At 70.6% G+C, this 11,977-nt stretch carries 11 protein-coding genes; 7 read left to right on the forward strand and 4 right to left on the reverse strand.

The genetic code is table 11. The features are described 5' to 3' along the window. Positions 1-138: 138 nt before the first annotated feature. The gene (locus PPSIR1_RS21455) at positions 139-2,292 is read left to right on the forward strand and encodes a L,D-transpeptidase family protein (RefSeq protein WP_006973252.1); all 2,154 of its coding nucleotides are present in this window, start codon (positions 139-141) and stop codon (positions 2,290-2,292) included. A 30-nt stretch (positions 2,293-2,322) separates the two neighbouring features. After that, positions 2,323-3,189, forward strand: coding sequence for a hypothetical protein (locus PPSIR1_RS49495; protein ID WP_006973253.1), 867 nt, complete (start codon positions 2,323-2,325; stop codon positions 3,187-3,189). A 29-nt stretch (positions 3,190-3,218) separates the two neighbouring features. Here the strand turns inward: PPSIR1_RS49495 and mutY are convergent, their stop codons facing one another. Then, positions 3,219-4,355: an A/G-specific adenine glycosylase gene (gene mutY, locus PPSIR1_RS21465; protein ID WP_006973254.1), complete on the reverse strand. Its 1,137-nt coding sequence runs from the start codon at positions 4,353-4,355 to the stop codon at positions 3,219-3,221. A 169-nt stretch (positions 4,356-4,524) separates the two neighbouring features. Between mutY and murC the strand changes: the two genes are divergently transcribed. The 4 genes from murC to PPSIR1_RS21485 all read left to right on the forward strand — a co-directional run bounded on the left by murC (position 4,525) and on the right by PPSIR1_RS21485 (position 8,156). Next, on the forward strand, positions 4,525-5,940 hold the full coding sequence (gene murC, locus PPSIR1_RS21470; RefSeq protein WP_006973255.1) for a UDP-N-acetylmuramate--L-alanine ligase: 1,416 nt from the start codon (positions 4,525-4,527) through the stop codon (positions 5,938-5,940). Continuing rightward, a complete protein-coding gene (gene murB / locus PPSIR1_RS21475; protein WP_006973256.1) occupies positions 5,940-6,917 on the forward strand; it encodes a UDP-N-acetylmuramate dehydrogenase in 978 nt (325 codons plus the stop codon). The genes murC and murB overlap by 1 nt, the downstream gene beginning before the upstream one ends. A gap of 17 nt (positions 6,918-6,934) precedes the next feature. Next, the gene (locus PPSIR1_RS21480; RefSeq protein ID WP_006973257.1) at positions 6,935-7,849 is read left to right on the forward strand and encodes a hypothetical protein; all 915 of its coding nucleotides are present in this window, start codon (positions 6,935-6,937) and stop codon (positions 7,847-7,849) included. 61 nt (positions 7,850-7,910) lie between these two features. After that, positions 7,911-8,156 (forward strand): BolA/IbaG family iron-sulfur metabolism protein, encoded by a 246-nt coding sequence (locus PPSIR1_RS21485; protein WP_006973258.1) that lies wholly within the window; start codon positions 7,911-7,913, stop codon positions 8,154-8,156. Positions 8,157-8,173: 17 nt separating this feature from the next. Here the strand turns inward: PPSIR1_RS21485 and PPSIR1_RS21490 are convergent, their stop codons facing one another. The 3 genes from PPSIR1_RS21490 to PPSIR1_RS21500 all read right to left on the reverse strand — a co-directional run bounded on the left by PPSIR1_RS21490 (position 8,174) and on the right by PPSIR1_RS21500 (position 11,294). Continuing rightward, a complete protein-coding gene (locus PPSIR1_RS21490) occupies positions 8,174-8,980 on the reverse strand; it encodes a hypothetical protein (RefSeq protein WP_157595798.1) in 807 nt (268 codons plus the stop codon). An 8-nt stretch (positions 8,981-8,988) separates the two neighbouring features. Continuing rightward, a complete protein-coding gene (locus tag PPSIR1_RS21495; protein ID WP_006973260.1) occupies positions 8,989-9,939 on the reverse strand; it encodes a hypothetical protein in 951 nt (316 codons plus the stop codon). A gap of 89 nt (positions 9,940-10,028) precedes the next feature. After that, positions 10,029-11,294, reverse strand: a complete 1,266-nt coding sequence (locus PPSIR1_RS21500; RefSeq protein ID WP_006973261.1) for a sterol desaturase family protein — start codon at positions 11,292-11,294, stop codon at positions 10,029-10,031. A gap of 134 nt (positions 11,295-11,428) precedes the next feature. On the opposite strand from PPSIR1_RS21500, the gene PPSIR1_RS21505 reads away from it, so the two are divergent. After that, on the forward strand, positions 11,429-11,866 hold the full coding sequence (locus tag PPSIR1_RS21505) for a hypothetical protein (protein ID WP_006973262.1): 438 nt from the start codon (positions 11,429-11,431) through the stop codon (positions 11,864-11,866). The last annotated feature ends 111 nt before the right edge of the window (positions 11,867-11,977 follow it).

Below are 11,977 nucleotides of genomic sequence, written 5' to 3' on the forward strand. Positions count from 1 at the left end.
GTGCCCCTCAAGCCCGAATTGAGCGCCCCGGATGTGTCCGGGGTCGATTTTGGACCTTCCGCCTCGGCCTCGCCGCAGGATGCCGCCGAGGCGCGCGGACCCCGGGGTGGAGCGCCGGCTCCATGGTGGACCCAGGCTTTGTCGACTGCGGCCCTCGCAGCGATCTCGCTGGCGGCGGCTTGCTCGAGCGACAGCTCGCGCCAAGAGCCCATCGATCCCGTCGTCGGCGCGGAGGTCGAGGACGGCAAGGACAAGGACGAGGGCGAGGACGCGGCGACCGACGATTGGAGCGCGCAGCTCGATCCCGGCGCGGCGACGAAGACCAGCCTGCGCGAGCACGAGCTCGGTGAGGCCTGGGTCATCGATCCCGAGCGCCTCGACGCGCCGCGCAAGCTGGCCATCGATCAGGCCGAGGCCCGGGGCTACACGGTCATCAACCTCGGCGACAGCTGGCGGCCCTACATCTTCACGCACAAGACCCCCGGCGTGGAGGACTTCAGCGAGAACGTCTACGCCTCCCACTACACCGGGCTGGCCAACGATCGCGTCGACAACGACGGGGACACCCTCGCCGAGCACGAGCACAACTACCTCGAGCTCTACGGCATCCCGCCCTCGCTCAGCGTGGTGATCGACGAGTGGCAGTCCATCCCCGCCCTCGAGCAGTGCCTCGAGGACGCGGGCTACGACCGCAGCGTGTTCGACCCGAGCATCGGCAACATCGCGTTCAAGAAGAAGGCGGGGTCCAAGCGGCTGCGCTCGTGGCGGTGGGCCCGGACGAAGCTCGAAAAGGAGATGCGCAGCGCGGGCATGGGCGACGCGGCCGCGGCCAAGGACTACGCGGCGGCGGCGGAGCACCCCGACACCAAGCGCGCCTACGAGTACTTCCAGACCTTCGACCGCGAGGTGCAGGTCATCCGCCACGCGCAGATCCGCTTTCGCTGCGAGAGCCTGTTCAACGAGCGCGACGGCCAGGGCAAGTTCACCGCGGGCGACTACGACAGCGGCACCCACCACGCCCTGGCGAACTTCGAGAAGAAGCACGATCTCATGGGCTGGGGTCACTTCAAGGCCGAGAACATCGCCTTCCTCGGGCGGAGCCCGACGGAGGCCGTGCACCAGCGCCTGGTCCGGGTGCTGGGCGAGCGGACGATCTCGGCCGCTGGGGTGATCGAGGACGGCTCGGCCCGCGACTGGAAGCCGGACTTTCAGTTCACCGACGGCGAGGGTGAGAGCCACGGCCTGCGCGACCTGAGCGGGGAGTACACCGAGGCGACCCTGGCCGCCCTGGGCCTCGACGATCCCCAGAGCGCGCTCGCGCGCCTGGGCGAGCTCGGCGAGCTGGCGACGGCCGCAGAGGATGCGCCCGAGGGCGCCTTTGGCGAGCTGCTCGTCGCCGTGCGCTTGCCCGCGCTGCCGGCCTACTACTCCGAGGACATGGCCTTCGACGTGGTCATCGACCGCGGCGACATCTGGTACGACTTTCCCTGGGACGACGAGGGCAACAAGCGCGGCCAGCCGCGCAAGCGCTACCCGCACCTGACCCTCTACGTGACCTACGAGGGCCAGCGCATCCCCCTGGTCCACTGGCGCACGACCATCGGGTCGTGGCGCACGGAGCTCATCGACGGCCAAGAGTACTACGCCTACAAGAACTCCGACGTCGGTGATCGCGTGTGGCAGACCATCATGGCCGCGCCCGTGTGGATCCCCCCGGCGAGCACGCCGACGGGTTCGCTGACCAAGCTCAAGAACGTCGACGGGCGCATGCGCCGGGTCGTGAACTACGACGAGACCGGCCCGGGCTACAAGTCCGCCTACGGCCTCGTAGCCGCCTACCACGTCAAGCTGCACGAGCGTAAGGACGGCACGATCACGACCTACGACAACGGCATCCGGACCCACGGGAGCGTCGACTACATGTCGATCCTCCGCCGCTTCAGCCACGGCTGCCACCGCCTCTACAACATGAACGCGGTGCGCATGTTCTCGATGGTCCTCCAGCACCGCAGCTACACCCGCAAGGGCCAGACGACCATCGGGGCGGGGCGGAGCTTCGAGTACAAGGATCGCAGCTACACCATGAAGCTCGACACTCGGGGCTACGAATTCGAGCTCGTAGAGCCGATCCCCGTGAAGGTGACCGAGGGCCGCGTTCGGGGCTCGCGCACTTCGCCCTACACGGAGCCGATGCCCAAGCCTGGGGTCGACTACAGCGAGGACGAGGAGGAGCTCCCGCCGGGCGAGGCACCGGGGGAAGTCGAGCCGAGCGTCCCCGTCGGCGGCTTTTGAAGCGCCAAAAAAAGTGTATGGTTCCGCGCCGTGGCGCTCCAAGACAGTCGCTTCCAGCAGGCCTACAAGACCCACCTCTTGCCCGAGCAGCGCCGCGAAGTGCTTCGGGCGCTCCGGGAGGTGCTCGATCCCAGCACTACCTTGGGTGAGGTCATCGACGCCGCCGAGGCCCTGGGTTGGGGTGAGCCCTTTGGCGAGATGAACCTCGCCGAGATCGCCGAGGCCCTGCTCGAGTCTCCGACGCAGGCGGAGCCGGCCCCCGAGCCAGCGCCGGCCCCCGAGCCCGAGGTGGAGCCCGAGGCCGTCGTGCCCGAGCAGCTCTCGCTCGACACTCCCGCAGCGGACGAGGACGACGAGGAGGAGATCGAGCCGCCGAAGGTGGCGAAGAAGAAGGCTGCCAAGAAGGTGGCGAAGAAGAAGGTGACCAAGAAGGTGGCGAAGAAGAAAGCCTCGAAGAAGGTGGCGAAGAAGAAGGCCGCCAAGAAGGTGACCAAGAAGAAGGCCGCCAAGAAGGTGACCAAGAAGAAGGCCGCCAAGAAGGTGGCGAAGAAGAAGGCCGCCAAGAAGGTGGCGAAGAAGAAGGCCGCCAAGAAGGTGACCAAGAAGAAGGCCGCCAAGAAGGTGACCAAGAAGAAGGTCGCCAAGAAGAAGACCGCGGCGAAGAAGAAGACCGCGGCGAAGAAGAAGACCGCGGCGAAGAAGAAGACGGCGACGAAGAAGAAGACGGCGACGAAGAAGAAGACCGCGGCGAAGAAGAAGACCGCGGCGAAGAAGAAGACGGCGACGAAGAAGAAGGCCGCGAAGAAGAAGACGGCGACGAAGAAGAAGGCCGCGAAGAAGAAGACGGCGACGAAGAAGAAGGCCGCAAAGAAGAAGACCACCAAGCGCAAGCGCTGAGCGGTCCTCGACGCGAGTCGGCGCGGCGGTCAGTCTTCGGGCTCGACCGCCGCGAGCAATTTGCGGGTCAGGGTCGGGATGCCGCCCGCCGGATCGCTGCCCCGGGCGAGCCAGGCCAGGCGCAGATCGTCGCCCCGAGACCGGGTCCGCGGGGCCGGGTTGGCGCGCGCGCGCCAGGGGAGCAGGTGCCAGATGCGGTGGCTGAACACGTGCTTGACCCGAGGCGCGGGCGCGGGCTCGAGGCGCAGCTTCACGCCGAGGGCCTCGCCGGCCTGGCGCTCGAGAGAGGCGCGGAGATCGTCGAGCTTCGCGCCCTTGGGGGCGGGGCTCACGGGGCTGGGCGCCTCGAACACCGGCAGGCACCACAGCCCGCCGAGCAGGCCCTCGTCGGGTCGGCGCTCGATCAGCAGCTTGTCCCCGCGGCGCAGAGCGAGGGCGAGGAGGTGGTGCTCGGTGGCCTTCTTCTTGACCTTGGGCGCGGGGATCTGGTCCTGGAGCCCGCGCGCGCGGGCGCGGCAGTGCTCGCGCACGGGGCAGGTCAGGCAGGTCGGCGAGCGCGGGGTGCAGACCGTGGCGCCGAGCTCCATGAGCGCCTGGGCGAGGACGCGGGGCTCTCCGTGCTCGAGCACGCCGGCGACGAAGCGCCAGTGGGCCTCGGCCTTGGCGTCTTGCTCGGCGGGGGCCTCGATGGCGGCCAGGCGGGAGTGGACCCGGGCGACGTTGCCGTCGACGAGGGGCGCCGGCTGGTCGAAGGCGATGGAGGCGATCGCCCCGGCGGTGTAGCGGCCGATGCCGGGGATGGCCCGGAGCGCGTCGGCGGTCCCCGGCACCTCGCCGCCGAGCTCCTCGTGGACGTATTGGGCGCCCCGATGGAGCAGCTTGGCGCGGCGGTAGTAGCCCAGCCCGCTCCACGCCTCGAGCACCGCCTGCTGCTCGGCGGCGGCGAGGCTCTCGACGGTCGGGAAGCGATCGAGGAAGGGCTGCCAGTAGTTCTCGACGGTGTCGACGCGGGTCTGCTGGAGCATGATCTCCGAGACCCAGATGGCGTAGGGGTCGCGGGTACGGCGCCAAGGGAGGTCCCGAGCGTCGCGTTTGAACCATGCGCCCAGGGCCTTGGCGACGCGGCGGACGGTCTTTTCATCGAGGCTCGCGGGCGACTCGCTCACCGGCGCAGGGTCCCAACGCGAGTCCTTCACTTCAAGGCCCGCGCGGACGGGAAGGCCCGCGCCGACGCGGGAATGTCGGGGCCGAGGGAGGCGTGTTCGGTGCGTGCGTCCCTTGCCCTTGCCGTTCACCCCCACCCGTGTAGAGTCGGTGCCCCTCGCTCTTGCTCGCATGTTCCGCAAACGAGACACTCACATTCACTTCGTCGGCATCGGCGGCATCGGCATGAGCGGCATCGCCGAGGTGCTGGTCAACCTCGGCTATCAGGTCACGGGGACGGACCTGGCCGACACGGAGATCACCCGACGCCTGACCCGGCTGGGCGCGACGGTCCACCGCGGCCACGGGGCGGAGCGCCTCGGCGACGCGGACGTGGTCGTCATCTCGAGCGCGATCAAGCCCGACAACGCCGAGGTCGTGGCCGCGCGCCAGCGCAAGATCCCGGTCATCCCCCGGGCCGAGATGCTCGGCGAGCTCATGCGCCTGCAGCAGGGCCTGCTCGTCGCGGGCTCCCACGGCAAGACGACCACGACCAGCATGGTCGCCGCGGTGCTCCACGGCGCGGGCCTGGACCCCACGGTGGTGATCGGCGGCAAGGTCAACAGCTTCGACTCCAACGCCCGCCTGGGCGCGGGCGAGATCTTCGTGGCCGAGGCCGACGAGAGCGACGGCAGCTTCCTCGTGCTCCCGCCGACCCACGCGATCATCACCAACATCGACGCCGAGCACCTCGACCACTACGGCTCCCTCGAGGCCCTGCTCGACGCCTTCGTCGGCTTCGCCAACCGCGTTCCTTTTTATGGCATGGCGGCGATCTGCGTCGACGACCCCAACGTCCGCGCCGTGCTCCCGCGGCTGACCAAGCGCACGGTCAGCTACGGCATCGTCAGCGAGGACGCCGACTATCGGGCCTCGGAGATCGAGCTCGTCGGCGGGCGCAGCCACTTTCGGGTCACCGCCCACGGCGAGGACAGGGGCCGCTTCGAGCTGGCCATGCCTGGGCGTCACAACGTGCTCAACGCCCTGGCGACCATCGCCCTGTGCGACGAGCAGGGCGTGTCCACGGAGGTCACCCGCAAGGCCCTGCGCGAGTTCCAGGGGGTCCAGCGTCGCTTCACCGTCCGCGGCGACGTCGACGGGGTCGTGGTCGTGGACGACTACGGCCACCACCCCACGGAGCTGCGCGCGACCTTGGCCGCGGCCCGCGACGCCGCGCCCACGCGGCGCCTGGTCGCGACCTTCCAGCCTCACCGCTACACCCGCCTGCGCAACCACTACGAGGACTTCGCCGCCTCCCTCGACGCCGCCGACCTGGTCGTGCTCACGCCGGTCTATGCCGCGGGCGAGCAGCCCATCGAGGGCTACTCGGCCGAGGGTCTGGGTTCGCTGCTGCGCGCCCGCAAGCCCGAGCGCCCCGTCGTGCTCGTCGGGCCCCAGAGCCTCGGCCGGGCCGAGGTCGTCGAGGTGACCACCCGGCGCTTGCACGAGCTGTGCGCGAGCGGGGACATCGTCCTGACCCTGGGCGCGGGCACCATCACCCAAGTCAGCCACCGCCTCGTCGAGGCCCTCGAGCGCAGCGTCGGCTGATGGGCGCCGAGGCGACAGCTGCGGGGAGTCGCGGGGCGGGGCTCGTCGAGCGCCTGCGCCTGAGCGACCCCGCCCTGGCCGAGGTCCTCGAGCTGCGCCTCGACGAGCCCATGGCCAAGCACACGACCTTGCGCCTGGGCGGCCCCGCCGACCTGTGGGCCGTGCCCCGGACCATCGAGGCCCTCGCCGAGCTGCTGCGTCGCTGTCGCGCACAGGGGGTGCCCACGCACTTCATCGGCAGCGGGACCAACCTGCTCGTGCGCGACGGGGGCCTGCGCGGCGTGGCCATCAACCTGCGCCGCATCAACCAGGTGTGGCGGCCCGAGCCCGAGGCCCGGCCGACCTGGGTCGAGGTCGAGGCCGGGGCGTCCACGGGGCGTCTGTTGTCCCTGGCCACCAAGTGGGCGCTCGGCGGCGTGGAGTTCCTCGGGGGCGTGCCCGGGAGCGTCGGCGGCGGGCTGATCATGAACGCGGGCACCTACCTCGGCGAGTTCACCGACGTCGTCAAAGAGGTCCGCAGCCTCGACCTGGGCGGCGAGACCCTCGTCCGCGCCCACGCCGAGTGCGGCTTTCGCTATCGAGACTCGGACCTCCCGCGCGACGAGATCGTGGTCGGGGCGACCCTCGAGCTGCGCCCGCGCCCGCGGGAAGAGATCGACGCAGAGGTTGCGGCCTTGCGCAAGCGCCGGGACGAGCGGGAGCCCAAGGGCGTGCCCAATAACGGCAGCACCTTCAAGAACCCAACCGGGGACTACGCCGGCCGACTCATCGAGGTCGCGGGGCTCAAGGGAACGCGCCGCGGAGGGGCCCTGGTCTCGCCCAAGCACGCGAATTGGCTGGTGGTCGATCGCAGCGTCGAGCCGCGCTGCACCAGCGCCGACCTGCTCGCGCTCATCGACTTCGTCCGCGCGGAGGTCGAGCGCGTGCACGGCGTGACGCTGCAGACCGAGGTCAAGATCATTGGTGAGGCGCCCTGAGCGGGTACCATCGAGGCATGAGCAAGGCTGCGATGGTCCTGGTGTCGGCGCTGGTCATGGCTTGGCCTGCGCGGGCCTTCGCGGGGCCTCCGACGCAGCCGGAGGCTGATGGCTCCGAGGCCGAGCAAGGTGAGCAAGGTGAGCAGCCCGGGCAGGCGGAGACCCCCGAGCCGCCCGCGCCCGTGTTTGTCCCGGACCCCTCCCAGCCTACCGAGGCCACCGAGCCCGCGGAGTCTGGCCCGGTCGAGGGCGCGCGCGAGCCCGTTCGTTGGGACGTCCCGCCGCCCGAGTCGAGCGAGACGGAGCCCTCGCCGAGCTTCGCACCCGCGGTCGAGATCGACCACGGCCTCGCGCCCGATGACGGCCGGTCCATGTTGGTGCTCGGCGGCGTGGGCATCGGGCTCACCGCGGCCGGGGCGACCTTCGCCTCCATCGTCGGCGCCCGCCGACGCCTGCCCGCGTCGTGGCTCGTCCCCGGCATCGCGGTGTCCAGCGCGGGCATGCTCGCGTTCTCGGGCGGGGCCCTCTACCTCGGGGTCAAGCGCTCGGGGGCGCACCGGCGCTGGCTCGTCGCGCGCGGCCTCGAGGGGCGGCCCCAGGGAGGCGGCCTGGCCGTGGGCGGGAGCTTCTTCTTGCTCGGCGCCATCGGCTTCGTCACCGCCGGGTCCGTGGCCCTGAGCTTCGGCGACACGGCCCTGGGCGCGACGGAGCTCGGCCTGGGCATCGCCATGGCCGCGGCCGTGCCCACGGCCTTCGTATTCTCCGTTCGCTTTCGTCGCAGCTACGCCGCCACGGGCGGGTGGGCGCCCAAGGCCGTCCCGCCCCTGCCGACCCCGCCGGTGGCGCGCCGGCCCCAGCTCCAGCCCGTCATCCAGCCCTACCCCATGGTGCTCCAGGGCGGAGGTGGCGTGGGCTTGAGCGGCCGTTTCTAACGGCTGCGTCGGCGCACAGCGCCCGGTGGATTCGCCCGAGCGCCCGTGCGATGCTCCTCCCGTGAGCGCTGAAGCGATCGCCAAGCAGATCCACGACTCGGTCCTCGACAAGATCCCCGACGCCAAGGTCGAGGTCGAGATCGGCAGCCCCGGGCACTACTCCATCGCGGTGACCTCGACGGTGTTCGAGGGCAAGTCCCTGGTCGCCAAGCAGCGCCTGGTCTACTCGGCCATCTCCCACCTCATGGGGGGCGACGACGCGCCCTTGCACGCCGTCGATCGTCTGCTCACCAACGTCCCGGAGTAGTTCCGGAGTAGTCGCCGTCAAAAGCGGCCGGACAGGCCCGCCTGGCTCAGGAAGCCGCCGCCGCGCAGGGGGGCGACGCCAAAGGACGGCCGCAGCTGAACCGCCGCTTGGCCGCTTCGATCGAGCTCCCAGGCCCGGAAGGCGCGGGCGCGGGCGTTGCCGTACACGACCAGGGTGATGCCCGAGGCGATGCCCGCCAGGCTCATGGCGAGGACGACCTCGGGGTAGGGCGGATCCGCCGGATCGGGGTTGGCGAGGGCGACGCTGGCGAAGATGAGGCCCGCGCTGCCGCCGACGATGGCCGTGGTCCCCGCGGCGCGCATGCCCACGCCGCGCGTTGGCGGGCTCGAGCCGTGCTCGCGCAGCCACGCTCCGTAGTACTTTCGCTGCCTGAGCCCGACGCCGAGGGTGACGCCGCCAGCGAGGCTCACGAGGCTCGACACGCTCGCGCCGGCGATCCACAGGCCCGGATCGTTGGTCGTGTAGAGCAGCCCCATGGAGGTGCCGAACACGACGAGGCCCGCGCCGAGGAGCAGGGCGCCCGAGGCCACGCGGCCGCGGCCGTCGCGGGGAAGCTCGGGCGTGGCGGCGTCGAAGCCCCCGATGAACTCGGCCTCGGCCGGCGCGTCCGCGTAGGTGGGCAGCCCGGCGCTCTCGCCCGCGTCGCCGTCGCCTGGCTCGGAGGGGGTGGTCTCGCTGGGCTCGGCGTCCCAGCGCTGCAGGCCGCCCTCGCTCGGCTCGGGAGCTGCCCGCGCGCCCGGGGGAGCGGCCAGGATCATCGCCACCCCGAGGACTACCGCGGTGAGGGTCGAAGGCGCGTCCATGGCAACCCTCAGAAGCGACCGGCGACGCCGAAGCTCAGGCCCTCGCGGCTGGCGGAGGCCGTCGGTACGACCTGAAAGCGAGCGGGGTCGAGGCCGCGGCGCCACTCGTCGTACTTGTTCTTGCGCTTGTCGGCGAGGATCAGCAGGGTCACGCCGGTGGTCAGGGAGGCGAGGCCGAGGCCGAGGGCGACGGGGGGCAGGGGCGAGGGCTCGCACACGTCGAAGGCGTGGTAGCACTGCAAGCCCTGCATGATCCCGCCCCATAGCGTCGCCGTGCCGCCGAGGGCCGTCGCCGTGATCCCGCCCGCGAGCATGCCCGTGCCGCGCTTGCGGGAGGGCTCGTAGAGGTCGGGGTTGGCCTCGCCCCAGGCCTTGAATTTCTTGTTTCGCTTGAGGCCGCTGGCCAACATGATCGCGCTCGCGCCGAGCATCAGCGAGCCGAGCACGCCCGTGCCTGCGACGACCTCGGTGTCCCACTCCTGAGCGACGCCGAAGCCCGTGGCCGTGAACGACATCGCGCTGGTCCCCAGCAAGACGCCCGAGAGCACGAACAGGCCGGCGCCCGTGCCCGGGAGTGTGGGCAGCGATTCACCGTCGGCGGGCGGAGCCGGGGCGACGGCCGCCTCGTAGCTGGGCAGGCCCGACTCGGGGGCGGGGGCCGACGCGGGGTTGGGAGCGGGGGCGGCGTCCGAGCTTGGCGCGGGCTCCTCCGGGGTCGTCTCGGCCGCCGACGCGGGCTCGGTGGCTTTTGGCGTGGGCGTGGGCTCGGCGTCCTCTGTCTTGGGCGCGGGCGTCTCCACCTCCGTCTCCGTCTCCGCTTCTTCGGGGGTGGGGGCGGGCTCGGCGGCCTGCTCGCCTGGGGCATCTTGGCGGCTCTTTGGGACCTGCACCGCTGGCCCCTCCGCGCGCGCCTGGCTGGGCAGGGCGAGGGGGCCCCCGAGGCCCAGAGCCGCCGCCACGGCGACTCCGATGCTTCGGTCCAAAATACGCGGCGAGGGTCGACGGGGGGAGACCATCGCGGAGCTTGTCTCCAAGTTGGCTGGACGGTTCACTCGGCCGCCGAAGGATCGGGAGCCTCGGAGGCGATCGCTGGCGCGCTGAGCCAACCCACGGCCAGGGGCAGCAGGGAGAGGAGGGCGAAGCCCGCGGCCGCGCCGACGGCGGCCATCGCCGTCGGGCCCCAGCTCAGCATCGGGACCAAGATGGCGGCGGCCATGGCCGGGAGCAGGAGCAGCCGCGTGGCCTCGAGCCAGGCGAAGCTAGGCCGGTTCTCGAAGCCCACGCCGATCGCCACGGCCGAGGCCGTGATCCACACGCTGAGCATGATGTTCGCCGCCAGGTCGAGGTGCTCGCCGCCGAACAGCAAGCCCACGGTGACCACGAGCATGCCCAGGTACTGGGCGAACAGGTAGGCCTTGCGGGCCGGGCTGGTGTCGGCGTCGAACAGCGCGCGACCGCGGACCTCGGGCGGGTTGGGCTCGGGCTGCTCCGGGCGCCAGCCGGGGTGGGCGAAGAACAGCCACAGCTTGTCGCGGGTCCGGTCCATGGTCCTGGCCTGGCGCACGAGCTGGGCCCAGTAGTCGAAGTTGGCCCACAGCGGGTTCCAGCGCGCGAGCGGCTTGGTCGTGCCGTAGGTCGGCTCCTCCTCTTCAGCCAGGAAGGTCCCGAACATCCGGTCCCAGATGATCAGCACGCCGGCGTAGTTGCGGTCGAGGTACTTGGGATCGGCGCCGTGGTGGACGCGGTGGTGCGAGGGCGTGTTGAACACCCACCCGAAGGGCCCCATGCGCTTGATCAGCCGGGTGTGGATCCAAAACTGATAGATGAGGTTGATCTCCTTGGACAGCACGTAGAGCGCCGGGGGCACGCCGACGAGGGCCAGGGGCAGGTAGACGAAGAAGCTGAACATCCCCTGGATGGCCGACTGCCGCAGGGCCACGGCGAGGTTGTACTCCTCGCTCTGGTGGTGGACGACGTGGGCCGCCCACAGGAAGTTGACCTCGTGGGACCAGCGGTGGAACCAGTAGTAGGCGAAGTCGACCCCGAGCAGCGCGAGCACCCAGGTGTACCAGCGGTCCGCGCCCAGCTCGGGCAGCCCGAGGGTCTCGCGGCCGAAGGCGAAGCACAGCAGGTAGGCCCCGAAGGTGATGACCTTGGTGAAGATGCCGCGGAGCTGGCTGATGGTCCCGCAGTTGAGATCGTCGATGCTGTCGTTGAGCCGGTAAACCCTGCGCTTCATCAACCGCGACGCGAGCAGCTCGACCCCGATCAAGAGGAAGAAGAAGGGGATCGCGAGGCTGACCAGGCTGACCATGACGGGCGCGGGCGCTCAGTTTATCGCCTCTGGGCTCGGAGCGGTCGGCGCCAATTGGGAGCAGCATCGCGCCGAACTTGCGCCTGGGTGAATTGTCGTCGAAATGCGCCGACGAATTCGGCTAGAAGAGGACCATGCGACTCGCACCGATTCGAACCCTCGCCCTCGCGCTCCCCCTGGTCTTCGCCCTCGCAGCCTGTGACAGCGGCGAGCAGGAGGCCCCCGCGGCCGACAAGGCGGACGGGGCGAAGGAGGACGCCAAGAAGAGCGGCGACGCGGAGGTCTCGGCCAAGGCCGACGGCGCCGAGGCCAAGGTCGACGGCGACACCGTCGAGGCCAAGGACGACGCGGGCAACGAGGTCAAGACGGGCCCCGAGGGCACCGTCGCCAAGGGGGCCGACGGCGCCGAGGTCAAGACCGACGGCAAGGGCAACGTCGAGGCCAAGGACGGCGAGGGCAACGTGGTCAAGACCGACGCCGAGGGCAACACCGAGGTCAAGGCCGCCGACGGCACCTCGGTCAAGGTCGGCAAGGACGGCAAGGTCGACATCGCCGGCGTCCCCGGCATGTGAAGCCTTTCACCCGCTTTCCCAATTGCACACAGATGCCCTCTCATAGGCACGAACTACATTGCCCACCAAGCCAAAGCGGAGGAGCGGACAGCGACGAAGCGCCCCGGTCCC

Source organism: Plesiocystis pacifica SIR-1 (assembly GCF_000170895.1).
In the GTDB taxonomy this organism is placed as follows: Bacteria; Myxococcota_A; Polyangia; order Nannocystales; family Nannocystaceae; genus Plesiocystis; species Plesiocystis pacifica.

What these genes read in the sequence shown, in the direction of transcription:
- murC (WP_006973255.1), top strand. Translation starts at nt 4,525, where the DNA reads ATGTTCCGCAAACGAGACACTCACATTCACTTCGTCGGCATCGGCGGC.
- murB (WP_006973256.1), top strand. Translation starts at nt 5,940, where the DNA reads ATGGGCGCCGAGGCGACAGCTGCGGGGAGTCGCGGGGCGGGGCTCGTC.
- PPSIR1_RS21480 (WP_006973257.1), top strand. Translation starts at nt 6,935, where the DNA reads ATGAGCAAGGCTGCGATGGTCCTGGTGTCGGCGCTGGTCATGGCTTGG.
- PPSIR1_RS21490 (WP_157595798.1), bottom strand. Translation starts at nt 8,980, where the DNA reads ATGGACGCGCCTTCGACCCTCACCGCGGTAGTCCTCGGGGTGGCGATG.
- PPSIR1_RS21500 (WP_006973261.1), bottom strand. Translation starts at nt 11,294, where the DNA reads ATGGTCAGCCTGGTCAGCCTCGCGATCCCCTTCTTCTTCCTCTTGATC.
- PPSIR1_RS21505 (WP_006973262.1), top strand. Translation starts at nt 11,429, where the DNA reads ATGCGACTCGCACCGATTCGAACCCTCGCCCTCGCGCTCCCCCTGGTC.